This is a genomic window from Amycolatopsis sp. NPDC051128, from assembly GCF_040682715.1.
In the GTDB taxonomy this organism is placed as follows: Bacteria; Actinomycetota; Actinomycetes; order Mycobacteriales; family Pseudonocardiaceae; genus Amycolatopsis.
This window is the reverse complement of the sequence record NZ_JBFBBN010000057.1, coordinates 13,632-38,255: the sequence shown is the minus strand read 5'-3', so window position 1 is coordinate 38,255 and position 24,624 is coordinate 13,632. Positions and strand designations below refer to the sequence as shown.

The following is a 24,624-nucleotide window of genomic DNA, read 5'->3' as shown; positions in this document are numbered from 1 at the left end:
GGTTACGGCCCCGGTCACGCGGGTTACGTGTTCGGGAGGGACTTGTAGAGAGCCTGGACCAGGGCCATTTTGCGGGGGTCGTCGCGGATCAGGGGGCCCAGGCGGTTGAGGGTGTAGCCGAAGGAGATGCCGTTCTCCGGGTCAGCGCCGCCGGTGGAGCCGCCGAGGCCGTCGTGGCCGAAGGCCGCCGGGTTGGGGCCGAAGCCGCGGGCGTCGCTGCCGAGGTAGAAGCCCAGTCCCCACTCGTTCGGGAGGCCGAGCACCGCGTCGATCTCCTTGCCCTGGCTCTCCCGCGCCCGGGCCAGGGCCGACGGGGACAGCAGCGAGCCGTCGGCCAGCGCGCCGTAGATCGTCGCGATCGCGCGGGCCGTGCCGTGGCCGTTCAACGCGGGCATGACCGCGTGCCGCCAGGCCGGTTCGTTGGCGTCGTGGCCTTGGACGCGCGGGTTCGCCAGCGCGGCCATCGCCGCCGGGCCCGCGTTGGCGAACGCCGTGGCCAGCGCGTTCGCCATCTCCTCGGTCAGCACGGGATCCACGAGGGTGGCGCAGCGATCGAGGTCGGCGGAGTCGTCGAGGCCGATCGAGAAGTCCGCGCCCAGCGGCCCGGCGACCTGCTCGGCGAAGAACTCGCGGACGCCCTGCCCGGCCACCCGCCGGATGACCTCGCCGACGAGCCAGCCGTAGGCCAGCGCGTGGTAGCCACCCGCGGAACCCGGTTCGTAAAACGGTTCCTGGGCCGCCAGCAGCGACGTCATCAGGTCCCAGTCGTAGAGCTCCTCGACCCGCACCGGCCGCTCGAGGCCGATCCCGGGCACGCCGGAGCGGTGCGAAAGCAGCCACCGCACCGGGATCGCGGACTTTCCGGCCGCGGCGAACTCGGGCCAGTACTTCGCGACCGGCGCGTCCACGTCGAGTTCGCCCGCGTCGGCGAGCTTGTGCGCGCAGATCGCGGTCATGCCCTTGGTCGTCGACCAGACGTTGGCCAGGGTGTCCGGCTGCCACGGCCGGGCGCGGTCCGGGCCGGTCCAGCCGCCCCACAGGTCGACGACGACCTCGCCGTGGCGGGTGGCGGTGAACGCGGCCCCCAGTTCACCGCGGTCGCGGAAGTTCGCCTCGAAGGCGTCGCGCACCGGCTCGAACCCGGGAGCGCACTCGCCGTGCACCTCGACCGTCGCCGTGGAACCGTCCATGGGACCTCCTCCAGGAGCGACCGGTCCACACCGACCAGTCGGTATGTCGACGCTAGAGCGGCCGGCACGTGGCGTCAAGGCGTGTCCGGCCGGAGCTTTCTCACGAACTACCGCGGCACGGACTACCGCAGCCGCGGCACGATCGCGCCGTATTTCGCCAGCAGCGCGGCGTTCGCCTCGTCGCCGCCTTCGACATTCGAACTGCGCCACAACGGGATGTCGAGGCCTTCGGCGGTGCCGCGGTCGTAGACCTGGGCCAGCACCAGGTTCCACAGGAACGCGTTGACCACAGTGGACAGCGGCGCGGTGCGCGGCGCGTCCGGCGGGTAGCTCGCGTCGCCGGGGATCACCAGGGAATCCAGCACCACGGTGCCCTGCTCGACCAGCGTGCTCGACGACCGCCGCGGCGCCGCCGCCACGCACGCCCGCGACGTCACCGCGATCACCGCCGCGCCGCGCTCGCGGGCGGCGACGCACAGCTCGACCGGGTACGGGTTGACCCCGGACGTCGAGAACACCACCAGCACGTCGTCCGGCCCCGGCGCGCGCTCTTCCAGCACCTCTTCGGCGAGACCGCTCCGGCGCTCGGTCTCGGTGCTGTGCACCGCGCCGTGCAGCGGGAGCAGCTCGGGGTGGTAGAGCGGGTAGACGCAGGCCAGCCCGCCGGCCCGGTAGAACGTCTCGGCGACGGCCGCCAGCGAGTGTCCCGCGCCCGCGGTGTAGACCAGTGCGTCGGCCCGGATCACCCCCAGGACCAGCTCCGCCGCTTCGCGCACTGCCTCGGCGTTGGCCTGCTCGACGTCCGCCAGCTGCTTGGCGACGCTGCCCGCGATGTCCGTGGCGCTCACCACACCCACCCTTCTGTCGGGAACCGGGCGCCGAATCTACCGCGAAGATGGTGGTGCGCGGTGGAACAGCCGGGCGGGCGGCCGAGGTCGACCCGAACGCAGGGACTGGGAGGCGTGGGTGGGCGAAGCGGAACCGGCGGTGTCCGTGTGGCGGGCCCGCGGACGGACCAAAGCGGTCGTGCTCGTGCTGCACGGTGGCGCGGAGCACGGCGCGGGCGGCGTGCCGCCCTGGAAGCTCGCCTTCCTGCGGATGGTGCCGATCGCGCGCTCCCTGCACCGGGCCGGCGCCGCCCACGGCATCGAGGTGCGGCTGCTGCGCAACCGGAGCTACGGCTGGAACGCGCCCGCCGAAGACCCGGTCGACGACGCCCGCTGGGCACTCGAGCGCATCCGCGCCGACCACCCCGGTCTGCCGGTGGTGCTGGTCGGCCACTCCATGGGGGCCCGGGTCGCCCTGCGCGTCGCCGACGACCCGGCCGTGCGCGGGGTCTGCGCCCTGGCGCCGTGGACGCCGCGGGGCGAGCCGGTCGGGGCCGTCGCGGGGCGTTCGGTGCTCATCGTGCACGGCACCCGCGACCGGATGACCAGCCCGGCGGAGTCGCACGCGTTCGCCGAGCGGGCCGAGGGCGTCGCCGCCCGCGTCGCCCGGTTCGAGATCGCCAACGAGGGCCACGCGATGCTGCGCCGGGCCGGCGTCTGGACCCGGCTGACGATTGCTTTCACACTGGAAGAGCTCGCCGGGCATGACGGCGACGCCCTCCGCGGGGCGTGGGCCGCGCCCGAGCGCCTGCGAATACCCGTCTGAAAAAGCGACCCGGACAGCGCATCCGGCGAAACGCGCCGTTGAGGTGCGGCGACTAGCATCGATCACCGGTGTACCTGGCCGGCCGGAGGGAGCATCGTGACCACTTCGCGCGTTGACCGGGCGTCGGCCGACGACGTGCCCGACGAGTCCCGCTGGCCGGGCCTGGCCGTTCCGCCGCACTCCGCGCTGCGCGCGCGGATCGCCGCCGCGTTGTTCCGCCACGCGGTCCGCCCGCTCCCCGTGCGGGTGATATTCGGAGACGGCACCGTCCTCGGCGCCGGCGGCCCGGGATCGCCCGAAATGCGCGTTCTGCGTCCCGAGGCGTTCTTCCACCGTCTCGGCGTCGACGCCAAGATCGGCTTCGGCGAGTCCTACATGGCCGGGGACTGGACCGCGTCCGACCTGGCCGAGGTGCTCACGCCGTTCGCCGAGCGGATGGCCACGCTCGTGCCGCCGGTGCTGCAGAAGTTCCGGCGGATCGCCGAGCGCACGCAGCCGCCGTCCGAAGAGAACACCCTCGAAGGCGCCCGGGCCAACGTCCACCGGCACTACGACCTGTCCAACGACCTGTTCGGCGCCTTCCTCGACGAGTCGATGATGTACTCCTCGGCGCTGTTCGGCCCGGGTGAGGACCTCACCGCCGCCCAGCACCGCAAGATCGACAGCGTGCTCGACTACGCCGGGGTCCGCGCGGGCAGCGAAGTCCTCGAAATCGGCACGGGATGGGGTGAACTCGCCATCCGCGCCGCGGCGCGCGGCGCGCGGGTGACGTCACTGACCATCTCGGAGGCACAGCGCGCGCTCGCCACCGAACGCATCGCCCGTGCCGGGTTCGCCGACCGCGTCGACGTGAAACTGTGCGACTACCGTGAGTCCGGCGGCCAGTACGACGCCGTGGTCAGCGTCGAGATGATCGAAGCCGTCGGCGCGGCCTACTGGCCGGCGTTCTACGCGACGATCGGGGAGCGGCTCCGCCCCGGCGGCCGGTTCGGCCTGCAGGCCATCACCATGGACCACGACCGGATGATGGCGGCGTCGCGCGCCTACGGCTGGGTCCACAAGTACATCTTCCCGGGCGGCCTCATCCCGTCGGTGCGCTCGATCGAGGAGGGCGTCAAGGCGAACACCCGGCTCAAGCTGGCCGGGATGCGCGAGTTCGGCCAGGACTACGCGCGCACGCTACGGTTGTGGCGCGAACGGTTCCAGCAGCGCTGGGCCGACATCGCCGGGTTCGGGTTCGACGACGTCTTCCGCCGGATGTGGGAGTTCTACCTGGCCTATTCCGAGGCCGGGTTCCGCTCCGGGTACCTCAAGGTCCACCAGTTCGGCTACGAGGCGACCGACCGGTAACTTCCGGCGGCAACCCGACCCCGGTGCCGCACGTCCTTCTGTGGAGGACGTGCGGTTGACTGGCGAAGAAGTTTGTCCGGATCGGGATTGGGTGATGGCGATGACGTACCGTGGCGACGACGGCGGGCGCCGGATGCCGCCGCCCCGGTCTTCGGGACGCTCCCGGGACCACCAGCGCGCGCAGATGATGCCGCTGCCCGGGCGGGGCCGGAGCCCGTACGACGAGCGCACCCGGCCGATGGGCACCCGGGAGCCGGAGCCGCAGTACGCGCCGCCTCCGCCGCGGCAGGACCCGCCGCGCCCGGACGACGACTACCCGCCCTCCCGGCCGCCGCGACGGCGTCGCCGCTGGAACGCCGGCCGCGTCCTGCTGACCCTGGCGCTGGTCTTCGTCGTGTTCCTCGCCGGCATCTGGGTCTACATGGAGTTTTCGATCAAGCGCGTCGACGCGCTCGCCGACTACTCCGGCCGCCCGGTCGCGGAGTCCGGCACCAACTGGCTGATCGTCGGCAGCGACAGCCGCGAAGGCCTGACCGCCGAGGACGAGGAACGGCTCGCCACGGGCGACGTCGCCGCGGCGGGCGGCGGCCAGCGCACCGACACGATCATGCTCGCGCACCTCCCGGACAACGACACCAAGCCGACGCTGCTGTCGCTGCCGCGCGACTCGCAGGTGGCGATCCCCGGCCACGGCAAGAACAAGATCAATGCGGCGTTCTCGCTCGGCGGGCCGAAGCTGCTCGCGCAGACCGTCGAAGGCGCCACCGGGCTGCACATCGACCACTACGCGGAGATCGGCTTCGGCGGGTTCGCCAAGATCGTCGACGCGATCGGCGGGGTCGAGATGTGCATCGACAACGACATGAACGACACCATGACCGGGATCAACATCAAGGCGGGCTGCCCCCAGACGCTCGACGGCCGCTCGGCACTGGGCTTCGTCCGGATGCGGCACAGCGCGGCGACGCCGCGCTCGGACCTCGACCGCGTCGCCAACCAGCGCAAGTTCATCGGCGCGCTGGTCAGCCAGATCGCCAGCCCGGGCACGCTGCTCAACCCGTTCGACTTCTTCCCGCTGCTGTCCTCGGCGCCGGACGCGCTGACCATGGACTCGGGCGACCACGTGCACAACCTCGCCGGCCTGGCGATCGCGATGCGCGGCATCTCCTCCGGTGGGGTCGTGACGACGACGGTGCCGGTGACGAGCGGGTCCGCGGAGAACTGGGACAAGACCAAGTCGAAGCAGCTGTTCGACGCGCTGAAGAACGACACGCCGGTCCCCGACAGCGTCATCGTGAACTGATCGCCGCGCGCGGCGGGTCCCGGCCGGGGCACCATGAGGACCATGAAAACCCCGGCCGAGACCTACCGCGACGGTGACCTGACGCTGAGCCGGTGGCACCCCGGCGATCGCGAGCTCCTCACGGCGGCCGTGGAGGGCTCACTGGCGCATCTGGGCGCGTGGCTGATCTGGGCGGCCGGTGGCTACACGGACGACGACTCGTCGGAGTTCCTCCGGCTGACCGCGAACCGCTGGGAGAGCGGCGAAGCGTACGAGTACGCGCTGCGCGTCGACGGCTCGGTGGCGGGTGGCATCGGCGTGATGCGGCGCGACGGCGGCGTGGAGATCGGCTACTGGCTCGCCCTCGGCTTCACCGGCCGCGGCCTGATGACCCGGGCCGTCACGCTGCTGACGGCGGAGGCGTTCCGCCTTGGTGCCGGGTACGTCGAGATCAAGCACGACGAGCTGAACGTCCGAAGTGGAGCGGTGCCCGCCCGGCTGGGCTTCACGAAGGTGCGCGAGGAACCGGCGGAGAAGCCGCTGGCGCCGTCGTGCACCGGCACCAACCACGTGTGGCGGCTCGTCAGGAAACCTTGTCCCGCTCCCGCAGCACCTTGAGCGCCTGGTCGGCGTGCACCGTGAAGTTCAGCTCGCTCTTGATCTTCTTGAGGACCTTCCGGTCCTCGCCGATCACGAACGTGACGCGCTTGGCGTGCAGCGGCAGGAGTTTCCGCCAGACGCCGAACTGCTTCGCGACCTCACCCTCCACATCGGACAGCAGCGGGTAGTCGAAGCCGTTGGCCTCGGAGAACTGCCGCTGCTTGGTCACGCCGTCCGGGCTGATGCCGATCCGGTGCGCGCCGAGCTCGGCGAACTCCGCGGCCAGGTCGCGGAAGTGGCAGCTCTGCGCCGTGCAGCCGCCGGTCATCGCGGCCGGGTAGAAGAACAGCACCACCGGTCCGGTGGCCAGGAAGTCCGACAGCGCGCGCTCGGCGCCCTGGTCGTCGGGCAGGGTGAAGTCGGGGGCGAGGTCTCCGGCGTCCATGGACGTCCTTTCTCGTCGGCGGCGGAACCCATCCTGCCGGGTCTTCGGAGCCGCCGGGACACCGGCTTGGTCTACTGTGCCGCCAGTTGCCAATCCGACGGCAGCCACGGCGGAAAACCTTGCCTCGTGCGGATCGGCTGCGGACCGTGTCCGCCTACTTTCAGTCGGATTGGCAACCGGGGTGCCGGGCGATCAGCTCGTCGACCTCGTCTCCGGTGGCCGAGTCGGAGACGAAGGGACCACGGGCGGCGGCGACGCCGAGCTGTCGCAGGCGCGCCGCCTGGTCGTGCGTGCGGACGCCCTCCGCGCCGACCCACAGCTTGAGCTCGCGGGCACGGGTGATCAGCTGGGTCAGGTGCCGGAGGTCGGCCTCGGCCGGCTCGTCGGTGTCGAGCGCGTCGACCACCGCGCCGGAGAGGGTCACGTGCCGCACCGGCAGGTGGTGCTGCGGGATCAGCTCCAGGTCGGCCGAGCCCGAGATGGTCAGCACCAGCTGCGTGCCCAGGTCGGCCAGCACCGCGAACGAGTCCAGCACCTCGCCGCTCGGGTCGAGCACCGAGTCGCGGTCGGTGCACAGCCGGAGCGCGCCGGCCGGCAGCCCGTGCTTGTCCAGCTGCTCCTTGACCAGCAGCACCAGGTCGGGATCGATGGCCAGCCGCGCCGGCAGCCGGACGCAGATGTCCGGTGCGGCGTCGCCGAAACGCGTCCGCCAGCGGGCGGTCGCCGCCATGGACTCGGCGAGCAGCCAGCGGCCGAGCGGCACCGTCATCCCGGTGGTCTGGGCCAGCGGGTAGAACTCGTCGGAGCCGAGCTCGCCCTTCTCCGGGTGGTTCCACCGCAGGCCCGCGTTGACCGCGGCGAGCTCGTCGGGGTGGGCGAGGCTCACCGTGGGCTGGTAGACGAGCGAGAACTCGCCGTTCTCCAAGGCGCCGGCGATCACCGCGCCCAGCTGGTAGCGGCCGCGGTCGCGGGCGTCCAGCTCGGGGTCGAACATCATCCACTGCGCCTTGCCGGCCTCCTTGGCCCGGTGCAGCGCGATTTCCGCGGCCCGCAGCAGTTCGGCGGCGCCGCCTTCGACGGCCGCGCGCACCACGATGCCCGCGCTCGCGCTGACGCCGATGCCGTGCCCGCCGAGGTAGATCGGCTCGTTGAGGTCTTCCAGCGCGCGCTCGACCAGTTCGATGACCTCGGTGGCGGCGAGTTCGCCCCGCAGCAGCACCGCGAAGCCGTCACCGGACAGCCGCGCGACGAACCCGTCGTGGCGGCCGGCGAACACGGCCGACAGCTTGCCCGCGATCCCGCGCAGCACCTGGTCGCCGACGCCGGCGCCGAGGCCGTCGTTGATCACCTTGAAGCCGTCGACGTCGAGGTAGATCAGCGCGATGTCGTCCTGCGCGCCGGCGCCGAGCGCGGCTTCGAGCTTGGTGGTGAACGACGACGCGTTGGGCAGCCCGGTCAGCGGGTCGTGCACGTTCTGGTGCAGCAGGCGTTCCCGCAGCAGGTGCAGCTCGTTCGCGTCGGAGACCATCAGCACGGGGTAGACCGAGCCCGGCCGGTCACCGGGCAGCCGGGCGAGGGTGACGTCCGTCCAGAGCTGCCCGTCCTCGGTGTGGTCGAGCAGCATCCGCTCCTGGTAGCGCTCCCGCCCGGAGCGCACCTGCTCGAGCCCCGCCTTGAGCCGCGAGACGTCGTGGTCGGTGGAGCCGAGATCCGTGATGTGCCGGCCGCGCAGCTTCTCCGGCGAGCAGCCGAGCAGCTGGCCCAGCGCGAGGTTGGCCTCCACGATGTCGCCGTCCGGGCCGGCCAGCGCGATCCCCATCGGCGACGCGGCGTAGAGCGCGGTGAACCGCAGCAGCGCGCCGTCGTGCCCCGGGTCGGCGTGGCCGACCGCGTCGTGCGCGACCTCCAGCAGCAGTGGCTCGAGCTCCTCCGGGGGAAGCGTTACTCCTTTGGTGTCGGCCAATGTCGCCGCCCACCGGCGGGCCACGTCCAGCAGTCCTGGCGCGGCACCGGGCTCACGCACTCTCCACCTCTTCACGCACAGTTCAGGCCAGGTCAGCCACGGTTCCGGGGATCATGAACCCACGTCAAGCACCCCTCGCCCGCGATCGATGTCACGCCATCATGCGCGCCACCGGGTGTCTACCGGCTGAACGAGTGAACGAATCTCCGCATACGGTAGCTTTTTGCCACTGGGTGTATGCGGTGAGGGACAGGGCCCGCCCGATCCCGGGGCCGGGGCCGGTGCCGGTCAGCGCGGGGTCAGGCGCACGGGAAGACCGTCGGCGGGCACCGGCAGCGAGACGTAGTCCCAGCGCGCGGTGTAACTCTCCGGAACCGACCAGCGGTGGGCGCGCAGCATTTCGTGCATCAGCAACTTCACCTCGAGGCCGCCGAAGTGCAGCCCGATGCACTTGTGCGCGCCGCCGCCGAAGGGCATCCACGCCATCCGGTGCGACTTGTCCTCGCGGCGCGGCTCGGCGAACCGCTCGGGGTCGAACGTGAAGGGGTTCGTCCAGCACTCCGGGGTGAAGTGGTTCACCGTCGGCGAGACGCCGACCAGCGTGCCCTCCGGGATGTAGTACCCGAGCACCTCGGTGTCCTTGACGGTCTGGCGGGTCAGCGACGGGACCGGCGCTACCAGCCGCAGCGCCTCCTTCATGACGAGGTCGAGGGTTTCGAGCCGGTCGACGGCGTCGATGTCGAGGAGGTCGTCGCCGAGGGCGAGGGACTCTTCGCGGGCGCGTTCCTGCCATTCCGGGTGCTTCGCGAGGTAGTACGCCATCGCGCTGCTGGTGATGGTCGTCGTGTCGTGCGCGGCCATCATCAGGAAGATCATGTGGTTGACGATGTCGGTGTCGGAGAACCGATCGCCGTCCTCGGTGGTGGCGTGGCAGAGGGCGGTGAACAGGTCGTCGCCGCTCGCCTTCCGCTTGACGGGCAGGGTTTCGGCGAAGTAGCGCTCGAGGACCTTCCGCCCGTGCAGCCCGGCCGACCAGCGCCCGCCGGGCACCGGGAAGCGCACCAGCGCGGTGCCGGCGCGCACGGAGCTGACGAACGCGCGGTTGATCCGGTGCGCGTCGCCGCCGCTGCGCATGCCCATGAACACGCGCGTAGCGACGTCGAGGGTCAGCTGCTTGAGCGCCCAGTACAGCCGCGGGCGCTCGTTCGACCCCCAGCTCGCGACGCCTTCGCGCAGCGCCGGGCCCATTTCGCCGACGTAGCCGGCGAGCCGCGGGCGGGTGAAGGCCTCCTGCATGATCCGGCGGTGCAGGTGGTGCTCGCCGAAGTCCATCAGCATCAGGCCGCGCTCGAAGAACTTCTCGATGAAGAACTTCCAGCCCTCCTGGGAGAACGCCTTGTCCTTGTTGACGAGCGCGATCTGCGTCGCCTCCGGCCCGGACAGCGCGACGATCCGCCGGCCGAACCCGCCGGTCCACGACACCGGGCCGTAGAGCTCGTGGCGGCGGAGGCCGAACGCGGGCCCGAACCGCATCATCTCGAGCATGTGCCCGACCACCGGCGGGCCTTCGTCGCCCAGCACGGGCTTAAGGCCGCTGCCCGCGGGCGGCGTCGCGAGTTCCTGGACGGGCCAGCGCGAGCGCAGCCAGCGCTGGTCGACGCGGCGGGGGAGGGGAAGGGCGGTCAGCGGCGGCACGCGTTCTCGCAGTGCTTCGGCGGCCCGGCCCATGGTGCTCGTCAAGGTGACCATCTCCCCGTCGAGATCGGCTACCCCACCACCATGCACCCTTGTTGACGCCCTGACAACACCCTTTTCGGGCGACACGCGTGAGCGGGGCCGTAACTCGCGTGATCGGAGACGTCATCCGCGTGATTGGGGCCGTAACTCGTGAGTTACGGCCCCAATCACGCGAGATACGCGCTCAATCACGCGAGTTACGTCGTCAGTCCCAGTCGAGGGCGCCGCCCGACTGGTACTCGATCACGCGGGTCTCGAAGAAGTTCTTCTCCTTCTTCAGGTCCATCGCCTCGGACATCCACGGGAACGGGTTCTCGGTCTCGCCGAAGATCGGGGACAGGCCGATCTGCTGCGCGCGCCGGTCGGTGATGAAGTGCATGTACTGCTCGCACAGCTGCGCCGACAGGCCGAGCATGCCGCGCGGCATGGTGTCGCGCGCGTACGCGACCTCCAGCTCGCACGCGTCCTTCAGCATCCCCCGGACCTCTTCCTGGAACTCCGGCGTCCACAGGTGGGGGTTCTCGATCTTGATCTGGTTGATGCAGTCGATGCCGAAGTTCAGGTGGATCGACTCGTCGCGCAGGATGTACTGGTACTGCTCGGCGATGCCGACCATCTTGTTCCGGCGGCCCAGCGACAGGATCTGCGCGAAGCCGGTGTAGAACCACATGCCCTCGAAGATCACGTAGAACGCGACGAGGTCACGCAGGAACGCCTGGTCCGCTTCCGGCGTGCCGGTCTCGAACTCCGGGTTCTCCAGGTTCTGCGTGTACTTCAGCGCCCACGCGTCCTTCGCCGAGATCGACGGGACCTCGCGGTACATGTTGAACAGCTCGCCCTCGACCAGGCCGAGGCTCTCGCAGATGTACTGGAAGGTGTGCGTGTGCACGGCCTCCTCGAACGCCTGGCGCAGCAGGTACTGGCGGCACTCGGGGTTGGTGATCTGCCGGTACACCGCGAGCACGATGTTGTTGGCCACCAGGGACTCCGCGGTCGCGAAGAAACCCAGGTTGCGCTTGAGCATCTGCCGCTCGTCCTCGGTGAGGCCGTCCTTCGACTTCCACAGCGCGATGTCGGCCTGCATGGCGACCTCGGTCGGCATCCAGTGGTTGTTGCAGCCGGCCAGGTACTTCTCCCAGGCCCAGGTGTACTTCATCGGCAGCAGCTGGTTGACGTCGGCGCGCGCGTTGATCATGCGCTTGTCGTCGACGTTGATCCGGGCGGCGCCGACCTCGATCTCCCCGAGGCCGGTCGCGTCCGTCGTCTCCACGTTGGTCATCTGTGCAGGGGTTCCTTTACTGGCAGGCTTCGCAGTCGGGGTCGTCGATGCGGCAGGCGGCGCCGTCGGTGGCGACGAAGTCCACGTCGGGCGCGGGGGCCGGCGACGGCGCCGGGGCGGGCGCGGGAGCCGGGGTCACCGCGGGAGCCGCCGGGGCCGGGGTGGCCGAGACGGCGTTCAGCTTGCCGTCGGTGCCGCGCAGGGTGCTCTTCTCCACGTGCGTCGCGGACTGCGCCCGCAGGTAGTACGTGGTCTTGAGGCCCTTGTGCCAGGCGTAGCGGTACAGCTCGTCGAGCTTGCGGCCGCTCGGCGCCGCGATGTACAGGTTCAGCGACTGCGCCTGGTCGATCCACTTCTGGCGCACCGAACCGGCGTCCACGATCCACTTGGACTCGATCTCGAACGCGGTCGCGTACAGCGCCTTCAGGTCGTCCGGCACCCGGTCGATCTGACCGAGGCTGCCGTCGAAGTACTTCAGGTCGCTGACCATGACCTCGTCCCACAGGCCGCGGGCCTTGAGGCTCTTGACCAGGTGCGGGTTGACGACGGTGAAGTCGCCGGACATGTTCGACTTGACGAACAGGTTCTGGAACAGCGGCTCGATCGACTGCCCGACCCCGGAGATGTTGGAGATCGTCGCGGTCGGCGCGATCGCCATCACGTTGGAGTTGCGCATGCCGACGGTCTTGACGCGCTCGCGCAGCGGCGCCCAGTCCAGCGTCGTGGAGGTGTCGACGTCGAGGCCGTCACCCTGCCGGGCGTCGATGAGCAGCTGCAGCGAGTCGATCGGCAGGATGCCCTTGCTCCACAGCGATCCCTCGAAGGACTGGTACTGGCCGCGCTCCTCGGCGAGGTCGGTCGACGCCGAGATCGCGTAGTAGGAGAGGTGCTCCATGCTGACGTCGGCGAACTTGACGGCCGCTTCGGAGGCGAAGGGGACGCCGATCTCGAACAGCGCGTCCTGGAAGCCCATGATGCCCAGGCCGACCGGGCGGTGGCGCAGGTTGGAACGGCGCGCCTCCGGGATCGTGTAGAAGTTGATGTCGATCACGTTGTCCAGCATGCGGACGGCGGTGCGCACGGTCTTCTCGAGGCGCTTCGTGTCCAGGCCCGCGGGGGTGACGTGCTTGAGCAGGTTCACCGAGCCGAGGTTGCAGACCGCGACCTCTTCCGGGTTCGTGTTCAGCGTGATCTCGGTGCACAGGTTGGACGAGTGCACGACGCCGACGTGCTGCTGCGGCGAGCGCAGGTTGCACGGGTCCTTGAACGTGATCCACGGGTGGCCGGTCTCGAACAACATGGTCAGCATGCGGCGCCACAGGTCCACCGCGCGGACGCGCCGGAACACCTTGATCTCGCCACGGTCGGCCATCGCCTCGTACTCGCGGTAGCGGGCCGAGAACTCGTTGCCGTAGAGGTCGTGCAGGTCCGGGGTCTCGTTCGGCGAGAACAGCGTCCACTCGGCGTTGGCCTCGACGCGGCGGAGGAACTCGTCGGGCACCCAGTTCGCGGTGTTCATGTCGTGGGTGCGGCGCCGGTCGTCACCGGTGTTCTTGCGCAGGTCGAGGAACTCCTCGATGTCCACGTGCCACGTCTCGAGGTACGCGCACGCCGCGCCCTTGCGCTTGCCGCCCTGGTTCACGGCGACGGCGGTGTCGTTGGCGATCTTGAGGAACGGCACGACGCCCTGCGACTGGCCGTTGGTGCCCTTGATGTGCGCGCCGAGGCCGCGGACCGGGGTCCAGTCGTTGCCGAGGCCGCCCGAGTACTTCGCCAGCAGCGCGTTGTTCTTGTACGCCTGGAAGATGGAGTCCAGGTCGTCGTCCACCGTGGTCAGGAAGCAGGACGACAGCTGCGGGCGCGTGGTGCCCGAGTTGAACAGCGTCGGGGTGGACGCCATGAAGTGGAAGCTCGACAGCAGCTCATAAAACTCGATGGCGCGCGCTTCGCGGTCGTCCTCGCGGATCGCGAGACCCATCGCGACGCGCATGAAGAACGCCTGCGGCAGCTCGAAGCGGGTGCCGTCGTGGTGCTGGAAGTACCGGTCGTACAGCGTCTGCAGGCCGAGGAACCCGAAGTCGAGGTCGCGCTCGGGCCGGATCGCGGCGGTGATCTTGTCCAGGTCGAAGCGCTGCAGCTCGGCGTCGACCAGTTCCAGCTCGATCGCGCGGCGCAGGTAGGCGCGGAAGTACGCGGGGTACTCGTTCGCCATCTCGTCCTGGCTGGCCAGGCGCGGGGTGCCGGCCAGGTAGCTCAGCGCCTCGCCGCGCAGCTTGTCCAGCAGCAGCCGAGCGGACACGTACGAGTAGTTCGGCTCCTGCTCGACCAGCACGCGGGCGGCCAGGACCTGGGCCAGTGCCAGCTCGTCGGCGCTGATGCCGTCGTAGAGGTTGCGCTTGGCCTCGGCCAGCACCGGCTCGGCGGTGACGTCCTCGAGCCCGGCGACGGCCTCGCCGACGACGTGGGACACGCGGGCCCAGTCGAGCGGGCGCAGGACGCCGTCGACACCCTTGACGTTCAGCGCGACCTCGGCCGCGACCGGCTTGGCGGCCTCGCGGGCCTTCGCGCGCTCGTCGCGGTAGAGGACGTAGGCGCGGGCGACCTTGTGGTGCTCGCCGCGCATCAGCGCGAGCTCGACGATGTCCTGGATCTGCTCGATGTGCAGGGCCGTCTCGGGCCCGGCGTGGCGCAGCAGGGTCGTCTCGACCTGCTGGGTCAGCTCGGCGACGACGTGGTGCACGCGGGAGGACGCGGCGGCGTCGCCGCCCTCGACCGCGAGGAACGCCTTCGTCAGCGCCACCGAGATCTTGCCGGCGTCGAACGGCGACACGCTGCCGTCCCGCCGGATGACCCGGATCGCGGTGGGGGTGTCGGCGGCGGACGGCCGCTGACCGGTCTCGACTGACATGCGTGTCTCCAAGTTTCGGGCGCGTTGGATCGCCGCACGACCTCCCGAGGCCGTGCGCTGCAGGTTCTTCAAAGCTGCCCGGCCACCCTCCGCAGCGGTCTCCCCGTCGCTGGGGGCTGCCGGTTCCCAGAGACTACATGTAGGGGTCGAGATGCGCGCGGGACCCTAGATGGCGTGTCGTGAGTTCACTCTGGCGATGTTGCGCGATCACCCTGAGGTGCAGCTCAAGCCCCGAACCGCAGGTGGGTGCCGGGCAGGGCGAGGCTCAGGAACGGGCGGCGGCCGGCCAGGTAGCCGAGCGGACCGCCGGCGTTGACCACCCAGTCGGCCGCGGCGAGCCGCGGTCGGATCTTCGCGCCGACGGGGGTGCGCACGGGGGTGCCGTCGCGGTCCTGGAGGACGTCGAACCGGCTGGGGAGCGCGAGCGGCGAGCCCGGCCTCGGCGTGAAGGCCGCGGTGGCGATCCAGTCGTCGCCGGTCGCCGCGGTGTAGGTCCGGTCGGTGAAGCGCAGGGCGGCGAGGTCCTTCGGGATGGCCCACAGCTCGCGGCCGCCGGCGAGCGAGACCTCGCTGTCGACCCAGATCCGCGTGATCGTGCAGGTGGTCCGCTTCCCGCGCACCGGGACGGCGGCGAGCAGCTCGTGGTAGCTGAGCTGCCCCGGCTCCCGGTAGGCGATCCAGGCGGTGAACACGGAGGTGTACCCGGCGACGGACAGGGCGGCCGGGTGCACGTCGCGGGCGGGGACCCGCCAGATCGACACGTGCGCGTCGGCGACCAGGTTCCAGGGCTGCGGCGGGTAAGCGGTCATTTCTCCAGCCAGGGCAGGTAGCCGGGCAGGTCCTTCTCGACGCGCATGCCGAACGAGGGCGGCCGTTTCTGCAGGAACGACATGACTCCTTCGACGGCGTCCGGGTTCGCGCCGAGGCCGCCGATCAGCTTCGAGTCGAGTGCGTGCACCGGGAACGGCGACTCCGCGCTCGCCATCCGGTAGAGCAGCTGCCGGGTGACCGCGACCGACACCGGCGCGGTCGTCTCGACGATCTCCGTCGCGAGTCTCTTGGCTTCGTCCAGCACGGTCCCGGTGGGGAAGATCTTGTGCACGAGGCCTTTTTCGAGGGCTTCGGCGGCGGGGAAGACGCGGCCGCTGATCATCCAGTCGAGCGCGGTGCCCATGCCGACGAGCCGGGGGAGGAACCACGCCGACGCGCCTTCGGGGTAGATGCCGCGGCGGGTGAACACGAAGCCGAACCGCGAGTCCTCCGAGGCGAGCCGGTAGTCGCAGGACAGCGTGATCGTGACGCCGCCGCCGACGGCCGCGCCGTGCAGGGCCGCGATCACCGGCTTGTTCATGGTGAAGATCCGCTTCGAGCACCGGCCCGCGGGCTCCTGCCAGGCGGCGTCCGGGCCCGTCGACGGGTCGAAGTCGAAGCCACCCTGCGACAGGTCGGCGCCGACACAGAAGTCCTTGCCCGCGCCGGTGAGCACGACGACGCGGACGTCCTCGTCGCGGTCGGCTCGGTCCATCGCGGCGCCCAGCTCGTCGGCCATCCGGATCGTGTAGCCGTTGCGCGCCTCGGGACGGTTCAGCGTGACCGTGGCGATCCGGTCCGCGACGGCGTAGGTGATCTCGGCGTAGTCGGCCATGGCGACGAAAGTATTGCAGTCCGACGCTACTGGCAAGATGTCAATAGTGTGTCCGCAGCGTCCGGGCTGAAACAATCAGGCGTGCTTGATTTTTCCGTTGCCCGGTGCGACGCTGGACGGCGGACGCAAGGAGGCGGCGATGGCGGATCTCGGCGTGATCCTCGGGGATCTCGACGCGGAGACACGAACGATCGACGACGTGGTGGCGGAGCTGCCCGCGGCGGACTGGGCGCGCGCGACACCGGCCGAGGGGTGGACGATCGCGCACCAGATCGCGCACCTGGCCTGGACCGACCGCAAGGCGCTGATCGCGGCGGCCCACCCGGAAAAGTGGCAGGCCGAGGTCGAAAGCATCCTCCGGATCGGGGAGGACTACGTCGACGTCGGCGCGGCCGAGGGTGCGAAGCGGCCGCCGCGCGAGATCCTCGAAGACTGGCGTGCCGGGCGGGCCGAGCTGGCCGCGGCCCTCGCCGCCGTGCCGGCTGGGCGGAAGCTGCCCTGGTACGGCCCGCCGATGAGCGCGGCCTCGATGGCGACCGCGCGGATGATGGAAACCTGGGCCCACGGCCAGGACGTCTTCGACGCGCTCGGCCTGACCCGCGAGCCGACCGCGCGGCTGTGGCACATCGCCCGCTTCGGCACCCGCACCCGCGACTTCGCCTACAAGGTCAACTCCCTCGCCCCGCCGGCCGGGGAGTTCCGGGTCGAGCTGGCCGCGCCCGACGGTTCCACCTGGGCGTTCGGCCCGGAGGACGCCGAACAGAAGCTCACCGGCAGTGCCCTGGACTTCTGCCTGGTCATGACCCAGCGGCGGCACCCGGCCGACACCGACCTGGTCGCCGAGGGCGCCGACGTCGAGGAGTGGCTGGGCATCGCGCAGGCCTTCGCCGGGCCACCGGGGAACGGGCGTAAGCCGGGGCAGTTCACATGACGTATCGCATCGGCAATGCTTCCGGGTTCTACGGCGACCGGTTCTCGGCCGTCCGCGAGATGCTCACCGGCGGCCCGCTGGACGTCCTGACCGGCGACTACCTCGCCGAGCTGACCATGCTCATCCTCGGCCGCGACCGGATGAAGGACGCGAGCCGTGGCTACGCCAAGACGTTCCTGCGCCAGCTGGCGGAGAACCTCGAGCTGGCCATGGAGAACGGTGTCAAGATCGTCGCCAACGCGGGCGGGCTCAACCCCGCCGGGCTCGCCGACGCGCTGCGTGAGCTGGCCGACAAGCTCGGCCTCGACGTGAAGATCGCGCACGTCGAGGGCGACGACCTCGTCGCGCGCGCCGAGGAACTGCGGTTCGGGAAACCGTTGACCGCCAACGCCTACCTCGGCGCGTGGGGCATCGCGGAGTGCCTGAACGCGGGCGCCGACGTCGTCGTCACCGGGCGGGTCACCGACGCTTCGGTGGTCGTCGGCCCGGCCGCCGCGCACTACGGCTGGGCCCGCGACGACTACGACGCTCTGGCCGGCGCGGTCGCGGCCGGGCACGTCATCGAGTGCGGCGCCCAGGCCACCGGCGGCAACTACGCCTTCTTCACCGAGCACTCCCTGGGCGTGCCCGGCTTCCCGATCGCCGAGATCGAGGCAGACGGCTCCAGCGTCATCACCAAGCACCCGGGCACCGGCGGTGTGGTGAACACCGGCACGGTCACCGCGCAGCTGCTGTACGAGATCACCGGCGCGCGCTACGCCGGGCCGGACGTCACGACCCGGTTCGACACGCTCTCCCTCAGCGAGGACGGGCCGGACCGCGTCCGCATCTCCGGCGTCCGCGGTGAGGCTCCACCGCCGACGCTGAAGGTCGCCCTCAACCGCCTCGGCGGGTTCCGCAACGAGACGACGTTCGTCCTCACCGGACTGGACATCGAGGAAAAAGCCGCGCTGGTGCGCGAACAGCTCGAAGCGGCGCTGAAGGACCGGCCGCCCGCCGACGTCCGGTGGACGCTGGCCCGCACCGATCATCCCGACGCCGAGACCGAGCAGACCGCGAGCGCGCTGCTGCACGTCGCCGTCAAGGACGCCGACCCCGAGGTGGCCGGGCGGGCGTTCAGCGGCGCCGCCGTGGAGCTGGCCCTGGCCAGCTATCCCGGGTTCCACGTCACCGCGCCGCCGTCGGACGCCTCGCCGTACGGCGTCTACACCGCGGCCTATGTGGACGCTTCGCGGGTGCCGCACGTCGCCGTGCTGCCGGACGGGATGCGAGTCGACATAGCACCTTCGACGTCCACTCGCGAGCTGTCCGAAGTGGACGAACCCGCGCTGCCCGAGCCACTGGACCACGGCCCGGTGCGGCGGGCACCGCTCGGCCGGATCGCCGGCGCCCGCAGCGGGGACAAGGGCGGCGACGCCAACCTCGGCGTGTGGGTGCGGTCCGAGGCGGCCTGGCGGTGGCTCGTGCACCGGCTGACCGTCGCCGAGTTCAAGCTGCTGCTGCCCGAGACCGCGGACCTGCCGGTGACGCGGTACCTGCTACCGAACCTGTGGGCGATGAACTTCGTCGTCGAAGGCATCCTCGGCGAGGGCGTCGCGTCGCAGGCCCGGTTCGACCCGCAGGCCAAGGCCCTGGGTGAGTGGTTGCGGTCGCGTGAGATCGACATCCCCGAGGTGCTCTTGTGACGGACCCCTTCCTGACGCCCGAACGCACCGAGCTGCGCGAGACCGTGCGCCGGTTCGTCGAGCAGGAGGTCCTGCCGCACCTCGACGACTGGGAACGCGCCGGGGAACTGCCCCGGGAGCTGCACCGCAAGGCCGGGGACCTGGGCCTGCTCGGCGTCGCCTTCCCCGAGGAGGTCGGCGGGGGCGACGGCAACTACCTCGACGCTTTGGTGGTCGCCGAGGAGACGCACTACGCCGGCGGGTCCGGCGGGCTGTTCGCGTCGCTGTTCACCTGCGGCATCGCCGTGCCGCACATCGCCGAAGCGGGCGATCCGGTGCAGATCGAGCGCTGGGTGCGCCCGACGCTGAACGGCGACAAGATCGGCTCGCTGGCGGTCACCGAGCCGGACGGGGGCTCGGACGTCGCGGGGATCCGCACCACCGCGGTGCGGGAGGGCGACGAGTACGTCGTCAACGGCGCCAAGACGTTCATCACCTCGGGCTGCCGCGCGGACTTCGTGACGACGGTCGTGCGCACCGGCGGCGACGGCGCGCACGGTCTTTCGCTGATCGTCGTCGAGCGCGGGACCCCCGGCTTCACCGTGTCGCGCAAGCTGGAGAAGATGGGCTGGCTGTGCTCCGACACCGCCGAACTGTCCTACGTGGACGTCCGGGTGCCGGTGGAGCACCTCGTCGGCGTGGAGAACAGCGGGTTCGCGCAGGTGGCCACCCAGTTCGTCACCGAACGGCTTTCGCTGGCCGTGCAGGCGTACGCGCACGCCCAGCGCGCGCTCGACCTGACGGTGGACTGGTGCCGGCTGCGCGAGACGTTCGGGCGGCCGCTCATCTCGCGGCAGGTCGTGCAGCACAAGCTCACCGAGATGGCGCGCAAGGTCGACGTCGCGCGCACCTACACCCGCCACGCCGCGATCCGGCACGTGTCAGGCGAAGAAGTCGTCGCCGAGGCCTGTTTCGCCAAGAACACCGCCGTCGAAGCCGCCGAATGGGTGGTCAACGAAGCCGTCCAGCTGCACGGCGGGCTCGGCTACATGCGCGAGTCCGAAGTGGAGCGCCACTACCGCGACGTCCGGATCCTCGGCATCGGCGGCGGCACCACCGAGATCCTCACCGGCTTGGCCGCGAAGCGATTGGGATACACCGCATGACCACTCTGAGGTCCACAGTGGACACGCGGGCCGCCGGGTTCGGCGCGAACCGCGAGGCGATGCTGGAGAAGCTCGCCGAGATCGACGCCGAGCACGCCAAGGCCGTGGCCGGCGGTGGCGAGAAGTACGTCGAGCGGCACCGCAAGCGTGGCAAGCTCCTGGCCCGCGAACGGATCGAGCTGCTGCTCGACCCGGACTCGCCGTTCCTGGAGCTCTCTCCGCTGGCGGCCTGGGGCACCGACTACCGCGTCGGCGCCAGCCTCGTCACCGGCATCGGCGTCGTCGAAGGCGTCGAGTGCCTGATCTCGGCGAGCGACCCGACGGTCAAGGGCGGCGCGAGCAACCCGTGGACGACCAAGAAGAGCTTCCGGGCCGCCGACATCGCCGCCCAGAACCGGCTGCCGTCGATCAACCTCGTCGAGTCCGGTGGCGCGGACCTGCCGACGCAGAAGGAGATCTTCATCCCCGGCGGCCGGATCTTCCGCGACATCACGCGGGCCTCGGCCGCGGGCTGCCCGACGGTCGCGCTGGTCTTCGGCAACTCCACGGCGGGCGGGGCCTACCTGCCGGGCATGTCCGACTACGTCGTGATGGTCAAGGAACGCGCGAAGGTGTTCCTCGGCGGCCCGCCGCTGGTCAAGATGGCGACCGGCGAGGAGTCCGACGACGAGTCGCTCGGCGGCGCCGAGATGCACGCACGCACATCGGGCCTGGCCGACTACCTGGCCGTCGACGAGGCCGACGCGATCCGGCTGGGCCGCAACATAGTCAAGCGGCTCAACTGGACCAAGCGGGGACCGTCGCCCAAGCCGGACTACGACGAGCCGCTCTACGACGCCGATGACCTGCTCGGCATCGTCCCGGCCGACCTCAAGGTGCCCTTCGACCCGCGCGAGGTCATCGCCCGGGTCGTCGACGGCTCCGATTTCGACGAGTTCAAGCCGCTCTACGGCTCTTCGCTGGTGACCGGCTGGGCGAGCATCCACGGCTACCCGGTCGGCGTCCTCGCCAACGCCCAGGGCGTGCTGTTCGGCGAGGAGTCGCAGAAGGCGGCGCAGTTCATCCAGCTGGCCAACCAGATCCACACCCCGCTGGTGTTCCTGCACAACACCACCGGCTACATGGTCGGCAAGGAGTACGAGCAGAGCGGCATCATCAAGCACGGCGCGATGATGATCAACGCCGTGTCGAACTCGAAGGTGCCCCACCTGTCCGTCCTCATGGGAGCGTCCTACGGCGCCGGGCACTACGGGATGTGCGGCCGGGCCTACGATCCCCGGTTCCTGTTCGCCTGGCCGAGCGCGAAGTCCGCGGTGATGGGCCCGGCGCAGCTGGCGGGCGTGCTGTCCATCGTGGCCCGCGCGGCGGCCGAGAGCCGCGGCCAGGAGTACAACGAGGAGCACGACAAGGCCATGCGCGCGATGGTGGAAGGCCAGATCGAGGCCGAGTCGATGCCGATGTTCCTCTCCGGCATGCTCTACGACGACGGCATCATCGACCCGCGCGACACCCGCACCGTGCTCGGGCTGAGCCTGTCCGCGATCCACAATGGACCAGTGAAGGGCGCCGAAGGCTTCGGCGTCTTCCGGATGTGAGAGCGATGATCCAGAACCTGCTGGTCGCCAACCGCGGCGAGATCGCCCGCCGCGTCTTCCGCACCTGCCGCGACGCCGGGATCGGCACGGTCGCGGTGTTCTCCGACGCCGATGCCGCCGCGCCGCACGCGCTCGAGGCGGACGCGGCGGTGCGGCTGCCCGGCAACACGCCGTCCGAGACGTACCTGCGGGCCGAACTGCTGGTGAAGGCCGCGGCCGAAACCGGCGCCGACGCCGTCCACCCCGGTTACGGGTTCCTGTCCGAAAACGCCGCGTTCGCGCGCGCGGTCCTCGACGCCGGGCTCACCTGGGTCGGGCCACCGCCCGAGGCCATCGAGACGATGGGCTCCAAAGTGGAGTCCAAGCGGCTGATGGCTGCGGCCGGTGTGCCGGTGCTGTCCGAACTGGACCCGGAGCAGGTCACCCAGGATGACCTTCCGTTGCTGGCCAAGGCATCCGCCGGCGGGGGTGGCCGCGGGATGCGCGTGGTCCGCTCGCTCGACGAGCTGGCCGAGGCGGTGGAAGGTGCGAGTGCGGAGGCCGGATCCGCGTTCGGCGACCCGACCGTCTTCTGCGAGCGGTACCTGGAGACCGGGCGGCACATCGAGGTTCAGGTCCTGGCCGATCGGCACGGCACGGTGTGGGCGGTGGGGGAGCGGGAGTGCTCGATCCAGCGCCGGCACCAGAAGGTCGTCGAGGAAGCGCCGTCGCCGTTCGTCGATGCGGGGATGCGCGAGGAGCTGTTCGACGCCGCGCGCAAGGCCGCGAAGGCGATCGACTACGTCGGCGCGGGCACGGTCGAGTTCCTCGCCGGACCCGACGGCCGGTTCTTCTTCCTCGAGATGAACACCCGCCTGCAGGTCGAGCACCCGGTCACCGAGAACGTCACCGGCCTCGACCTCGTCGCGCTGCAGCTGCGGATCGCGGAAGGCGAGCGGCTCCCGGCCGACCCGCCGCCGACCGTCGGCCACTCCATCGAGGTCCGGCTCTACGCCGAGGACCCGGCGGCGGGCTGGCAGCCGCAGAGCGGCACGCTGCACACGTTCGCAGTGCCCGATGTGGACCGTTCGTTCGAACACGGATCCGGCCTCAGGCTCGACTCCGGCTTCGAGACCGGTTCGGTGGTGGGCGTCCACTACGACCCGATGCTCGCCAAGGTGATCACCTGGGCGCCGACCCGCGCCGGAGCGGCCCGGCGGCTCGCCAAGGCCCTCGCCGCGACGAAGATCCACGGCGTCGTCACCAACCGCGACCTGCTGGTGAACATCCTGCGGCACGAAGCCTTCCTGGCGGGGGAGACCGACACGGCGTTCTTCGACCGCCACGGCCTCGACACCCTCGCCGCGCCGTTGGCCACTGTGGACACCGAACACCTCTCCGCCCTCGCGGCGGCCTTGGCGGACGCGGCGGCCAACCGGGCGTCGGCCACCACGCAGAGCAGGCTGCCGAGTGGCTGGCGCAACGTCCGCTCGGCCGGGCAGCGCAAGGTCTTCTCGGTCGCCGGCCGCGAGTACGAGGTCGTCTACTCGCTGACGCGGGACGGCTTGAAAGCCGACGGGTTCGACGCCGAGCTGGTCAGCGCCGAGCCGGGGCGGGTCGTCCTGGAGGTCGCCGGGGTGCGGCGTGCCTTCGACGTCGCCCGCCACGACGGAATGTCCTATGTGGACTCCGCGCTCGGCCCGGTGGCGCTCAAGGCGGAGCCGCGGTTCGCCGACCCGGACGCGGGCCTGGCCGCCGGGTCGCTGGTCGCGCCGATGCCGGGCACCGTCGTGCGGCTCGCCGTCCAGGCCGGGGACCCGGTCAAGGCCGGTGACCCGCTGCTGTGGCTCGAGGCGATGAAGATGGAACACCGGATCGCCGCCCCCGCCGACGGCGTGGTGGCGGAACTGCCGGTCACGGTCGGACAGCAGGTCGAAGTGGGCACGATCCTCGCCGTCGTCGGAGACGCGCGATCGGACACTGTGGTGGGAGACAACGCATGAACGCCATGAACTTCATCGAGCCGGACGAGCGCATCGCGCTCCGCGAGGCCGTCGCCGAACTCGGGCGCAAGTACGGGCACGAGTACTACGCCCGCAAGGCCCGCGCGGACGAGAAGACCCACGAGCTGTGGGACGAGGCCGGGCGCTTGGGCTACCTCGGTGTCAACATCCCCGAGGAGTACGGCGGCGGGGGCGCCGGCATCGCCGACCTCGCCGCGGTGCTGGAAGAGCTGGCCGCTGCGGGCTCGCCGCTGCTGCTCATGGTCGTCTCGCCGGCCATCTGCGGCACCGTGATCTCCCGCTTCGGCACCGAAGAGCAGAAGAAGCGGTGGCTGCCGGGCATCGCCGACGGCAGCAAGCGGATGGTCTTCGCGATCACCGAGCCGGACGCCGGGTCGAACTCGCACAAGATCACCACCACCGCCAAGCGCGACGGCGACGACTGGGTCCTCAGTGGACGCAAGGTCTACATCTCCGGCGTCGACGAGGCCGACGCGGTGCTCGTCGTCGGCCGCATGGCGGACTCCAGGACCGGCAAGCTCAAGCCCGCGCTGTTCATCCTCCCGGTCCCCACCCCCGGCTTCGAGTACACCAAGATCCCGATGGACGTCGTCGCGCCGGAGAACCAGTTCTCGCTGTTCCTCGACGACGTCCACCTGCCCGCCGAAGCCCTGGTCGGCGAGGAGGACGCGGCGATCGCGCAGCTGTTCGCCGGCCTCAACCCGGAACGCATCATGGGCGCGTCGTTCTCCCTCGGCATCGCCCGGTACGCGCTGGCCAAGGCCGTCGGCTACGCGAACGAGCGGCAGGTCTGGGGCGCCCCGATCGGCACCCATCAGGGCCTCGCGCACCCCTTGGCCGAGATCAAGATCGAACTCGAGCTGGCCAAGCTGATGACCCAGAAGGCGGCTTCGCTCTACGACTCCGGTGACGACTTCGGCGCGGGAGAGTCGGCCAACATGGCCAAGTACGCCGCCGCCGAGGTCGCCATCCGGGCCACCGACCAGGCCGTGCAGACCCACGGTGGCAACGGTCTGGCCACCGAGTACGGTCTCGGCACCCTGGTCACGGCGGTGCGGCTGGGCCGGATCGCCCCGGTCAGCCGCGAGATGGTGCTCAACTTCGTCGGCCAGCACAGCCTCGGCCTGCCCAAGTCCTACTGACCCGGAAGCGGCACTTTCGCGTGAAAGTGCCGCTTCCCCCGGGAGGGATCCATGCATGACCTGAAGGGAAG

Annotated in this window: 19 protein-coding genes; 10 read left to right on the top strand and 9 right to left on the bottom strand. The window is 70.7% G+C overall.

Annotated features, from left to right (window positions below; genetic code table 11):
* Window positions 1-23: 23 nt before the first annotated feature.
* The gene (locus AB0M82_RS38460; protein WP_364733092.1) at window positions 24-1,190 is read right to left on the bottom strand and encodes a serine hydrolase domain-containing protein; all 1,167 of its coding nucleotides are present in this window, start codon (window positions 1,188-1,190) and stop codon (window positions 24-26) included.
* Between the two features lie 122 nt (window positions 1,191-1,312).
* Entirely contained in the window at window positions 1,313-2,041 is a 729-nt protein-coding gene (locus AB0M82_RS38455) for an SIS domain-containing protein (protein WP_364733089.1), read from the bottom strand.
* Between the two features lie 115 nt (window positions 2,042-2,156).
* Here AB0M82_RS38455 and AB0M82_RS38450 point away from each other — a divergent pair, with 115 nt between their 5' ends.
* The 4 genes from AB0M82_RS38450 (at window position 2,157) to AB0M82_RS38435 (ending at window position 6,093) form a co-directional block, all read left to right on the top strand.
* A complete protein-coding gene (locus AB0M82_RS38450; protein ID WP_364733087.1) occupies window positions 2,157-2,843 on the top strand; it encodes an alpha/beta fold hydrolase in 687 nt (228 codons plus the stop codon).
* 96 nt (window positions 2,844-2,939) lie between these two features.
* Window positions 2,940-4,193 (top strand): cyclopropane-fatty-acyl-phospholipid synthase family protein, encoded by a 1,254-nt coding sequence (locus AB0M82_RS38445; RefSeq protein WP_364733084.1) that lies wholly within the window; start codon window positions 2,940-2,942, stop codon window positions 4,191-4,193.
* Between the two features lie 94 nt (window positions 4,194-4,287).
* A complete protein-coding gene (locus tag AB0M82_RS38440) occupies window positions 4,288-5,496 on the top strand; it encodes an LCP family protein (protein WP_364733082.1) in 1,209 nt (402 codons plus the stop codon).
* 42 nt (window positions 5,497-5,538) lie between these two features.
* On the top strand, window positions 5,539-6,093 hold the full coding sequence (locus tag AB0M82_RS38435; protein WP_364733080.1) for a GNAT family protein: 555 nt from the start codon (window positions 5,539-5,541) through the stop codon (window positions 6,091-6,093).
* Here the strand turns inward: AB0M82_RS38435 and AB0M82_RS38430 are convergent.
* From AB0M82_RS38430 to AB0M82_RS38400, 7 genes are all read right to left on the bottom strand, one after another.
* Complete coding sequence (locus AB0M82_RS38430; protein ID WP_364733077.1) at window positions 6,059-6,520, bottom strand: peroxiredoxin; 462 nt, start codon at window positions 6,518-6,520, stop codon at window positions 6,059-6,061. The genes AB0M82_RS38435 and AB0M82_RS38430 overlap by 35 nt on opposite strands.
* A gap of 160 nt (window positions 6,521-6,680) precedes the next feature.
* Window positions 6,681-8,507 (bottom strand): diguanylate cyclase, encoded by a 1,827-nt coding sequence (locus AB0M82_RS38425; RefSeq protein WP_364733155.1) that lies wholly within the window; start codon window positions 8,505-8,507, stop codon window positions 6,681-6,683.
* Window positions 8,508-8,771: 264 nt separating this feature from the next.
* Window positions 8,772-10,232 (bottom strand): cytochrome P450, encoded by a 1,461-nt coding sequence (locus AB0M82_RS38420; protein ID WP_364733074.1) that lies wholly within the window; start codon window positions 10,230-10,232, stop codon window positions 8,772-8,774.
* A 193-nt stretch (window positions 10,233-10,425) separates the two neighbouring features.
* Complete coding sequence (locus AB0M82_RS38415) at window positions 10,426-11,499, bottom strand: ribonucleotide-diphosphate reductase subunit beta (RefSeq protein WP_364733072.1); 1,074 nt, start codon at window positions 11,497-11,499, stop codon at window positions 10,426-10,428.
* Window positions 11,500-11,515: 16 nt separating this feature from the next.
* Window positions 11,516-14,407, bottom strand: a complete 2,892-nt coding sequence (locus AB0M82_RS38410) for a ribonucleoside-diphosphate reductase subunit alpha (protein WP_364733069.1) — start codon at window positions 14,405-14,407, stop codon at window positions 11,516-11,518.
* A gap of 224 nt (window positions 14,408-14,631) precedes the next feature.
* Entirely contained in the window at window positions 14,632-15,216 is a 585-nt protein-coding gene (locus AB0M82_RS38405) for an acetoacetate decarboxylase family protein (RefSeq protein ID WP_364733067.1), read from the bottom strand.
* A complete protein-coding gene (locus AB0M82_RS38400; protein ID WP_364733064.1) occupies window positions 15,213-16,052 on the bottom strand; it encodes an enoyl-CoA hydratase-related protein in 840 nt (279 codons plus the stop codon). Before AB0M82_RS38400 ends, AB0M82_RS38405 begins: the two co-directional genes overlap by 4 nt.
* Before the next feature lie 139 nt (window positions 16,053-16,191).
* Between AB0M82_RS38400 and AB0M82_RS38395 the strand changes: the two genes are divergently transcribed.
* The 6 genes from AB0M82_RS38395 to AB0M82_RS38370 are packed head-to-tail and all read left to right on the top strand — an operon-like array spanning window position 16,192 to window position 24,553.
* Window positions 16,192-16,983, top strand: a complete 792-nt coding sequence (locus AB0M82_RS38395; protein WP_364733061.1) for a TIGR03084 family metal-binding protein — start codon at window positions 16,192-16,194, stop codon at window positions 16,981-16,983.
* Window positions 16,980-18,668: an acyclic terpene utilization AtuA family protein gene (locus tag AB0M82_RS38390; RefSeq protein ID WP_364733058.1), complete on the top strand. Its 1,689-nt coding sequence runs from the start codon at window positions 16,980-16,982 to the stop codon at window positions 18,666-18,668. The genes AB0M82_RS38395 and AB0M82_RS38390 overlap by 4 nt, the downstream gene beginning before the upstream one ends.
* Complete coding sequence (locus tag AB0M82_RS38385; protein ID WP_364733055.1) at window positions 18,665-19,813, top strand: acyl-CoA dehydrogenase family protein; 1,149 nt, start codon at window positions 18,665-18,667, stop codon at window positions 19,811-19,813. The genes AB0M82_RS38390 and AB0M82_RS38385 overlap by 4 nt, the downstream gene beginning before the upstream one ends.
* Window positions 19,810-21,408, top strand: coding sequence for a carboxyl transferase domain-containing protein (locus AB0M82_RS38380; protein ID WP_364733053.1), 1,599 nt, complete (start codon window positions 19,810-19,812; stop codon window positions 21,406-21,408). Before AB0M82_RS38385 ends, AB0M82_RS38380 begins: the two co-directional genes overlap by 4 nt.
* Before the next feature lie 5 nt (window positions 21,409-21,413).
* A complete protein-coding gene (locus tag AB0M82_RS38375) occupies window positions 21,414-23,390 on the top strand; it encodes a biotin carboxylase N-terminal domain-containing protein (protein WP_364733051.1) in 1,977 nt (658 codons plus the stop codon).
* Window positions 23,387-24,553 carry an acyl-CoA dehydrogenase gene (locus AB0M82_RS38370; RefSeq protein WP_364733048.1) on the top strand — a complete coding sequence of 389 codons (1,167 nt, stop codon included), beginning with the start codon at window positions 23,387-23,389 and terminating at the stop codon, window positions 24,551-24,553. The genes AB0M82_RS38375 and AB0M82_RS38370 overlap by 4 nt, the downstream gene beginning before the upstream one ends.
* Window positions 24,554-24,624 lie beyond the last annotated feature (71 nt).

Coding starts and splice junctions, on each gene's coding strand:
- AB0M82_RS38460 (WP_364733092.1), bottom strand. CDS start 1,190: ATGGACGGTTCCACGGCGACGGTCGAGGTGCACGGCGAGTGCGCTCCC.
- AB0M82_RS38440 (WP_364733082.1), top strand. CDS start 4,288: ATGGCGATGACGTACCGTGGCGACGACGGCGGGCGCCGGATGCCGCCG.
- AB0M82_RS38435 (WP_364733080.1), top strand. CDS start 5,539: ATGAAAACCCCGGCCGAGACCTACCGCGACGGTGACCTGACGCTGAGC.
- AB0M82_RS38430 (WP_364733077.1), bottom strand. CDS start 6,520: ATGGACGCCGGAGACCTCGCCCCCGACTTCACCCTGCCCGACGACCAG.
- AB0M82_RS38420 (WP_364733074.1), bottom strand. CDS start 10,232: ATGGTCACCTTGACGAGCACCATGGGCCGGGCCGCCGAAGCACTGCGA.
- AB0M82_RS38415 (WP_364733072.1), bottom strand. CDS start 11,499: ATGACCAACGTGGAGACGACGGACGCGACCGGCCTCGGGGAGATCGAG.
- AB0M82_RS38410 (WP_364733069.1), bottom strand. CDS start 14,407: ATGTCAGTCGAGACCGGTCAGCGGCCGTCCGCCGCCGACACCCCCACC.
- AB0M82_RS38405 (WP_364733067.1), bottom strand. CDS start 15,216: ATGACCGCTTACCCGCCGCAGCCCTGGAACCTGGTCGCCGACGCGCAC.
- AB0M82_RS38400 (WP_364733064.1), bottom strand. CDS start 16,052: ATGGCCGACTACGCCGAGATCACCTACGCCGTCGCGGACCGGATCGCC.
- AB0M82_RS38395 (WP_364733061.1), top strand. CDS start 16,192: ATGGCGGATCTCGGCGTGATCCTCGGGGATCTCGACGCGGAGACACGA.
- AB0M82_RS38390 (WP_364733058.1), top strand. CDS start 16,980: ATGACGTATCGCATCGGCAATGCTTCCGGGTTCTACGGCGACCGGTTC.
- AB0M82_RS38380 (WP_364733053.1), top strand. CDS start 19,810: ATGACCACTCTGAGGTCCACAGTGGACACGCGGGCCGCCGGGTTCGGC.
- AB0M82_RS38375 (WP_364733051.1), top strand. CDS start 21,414: ATGATCCAGAACCTGCTGGTCGCCAACCGCGGCGAGATCGCCCGCCGC.
- AB0M82_RS38370 (WP_364733048.1), top strand. CDS start 23,387: ATGAACGCCATGAACTTCATCGAGCCGGACGAGCGCATCGCGCTCCGC.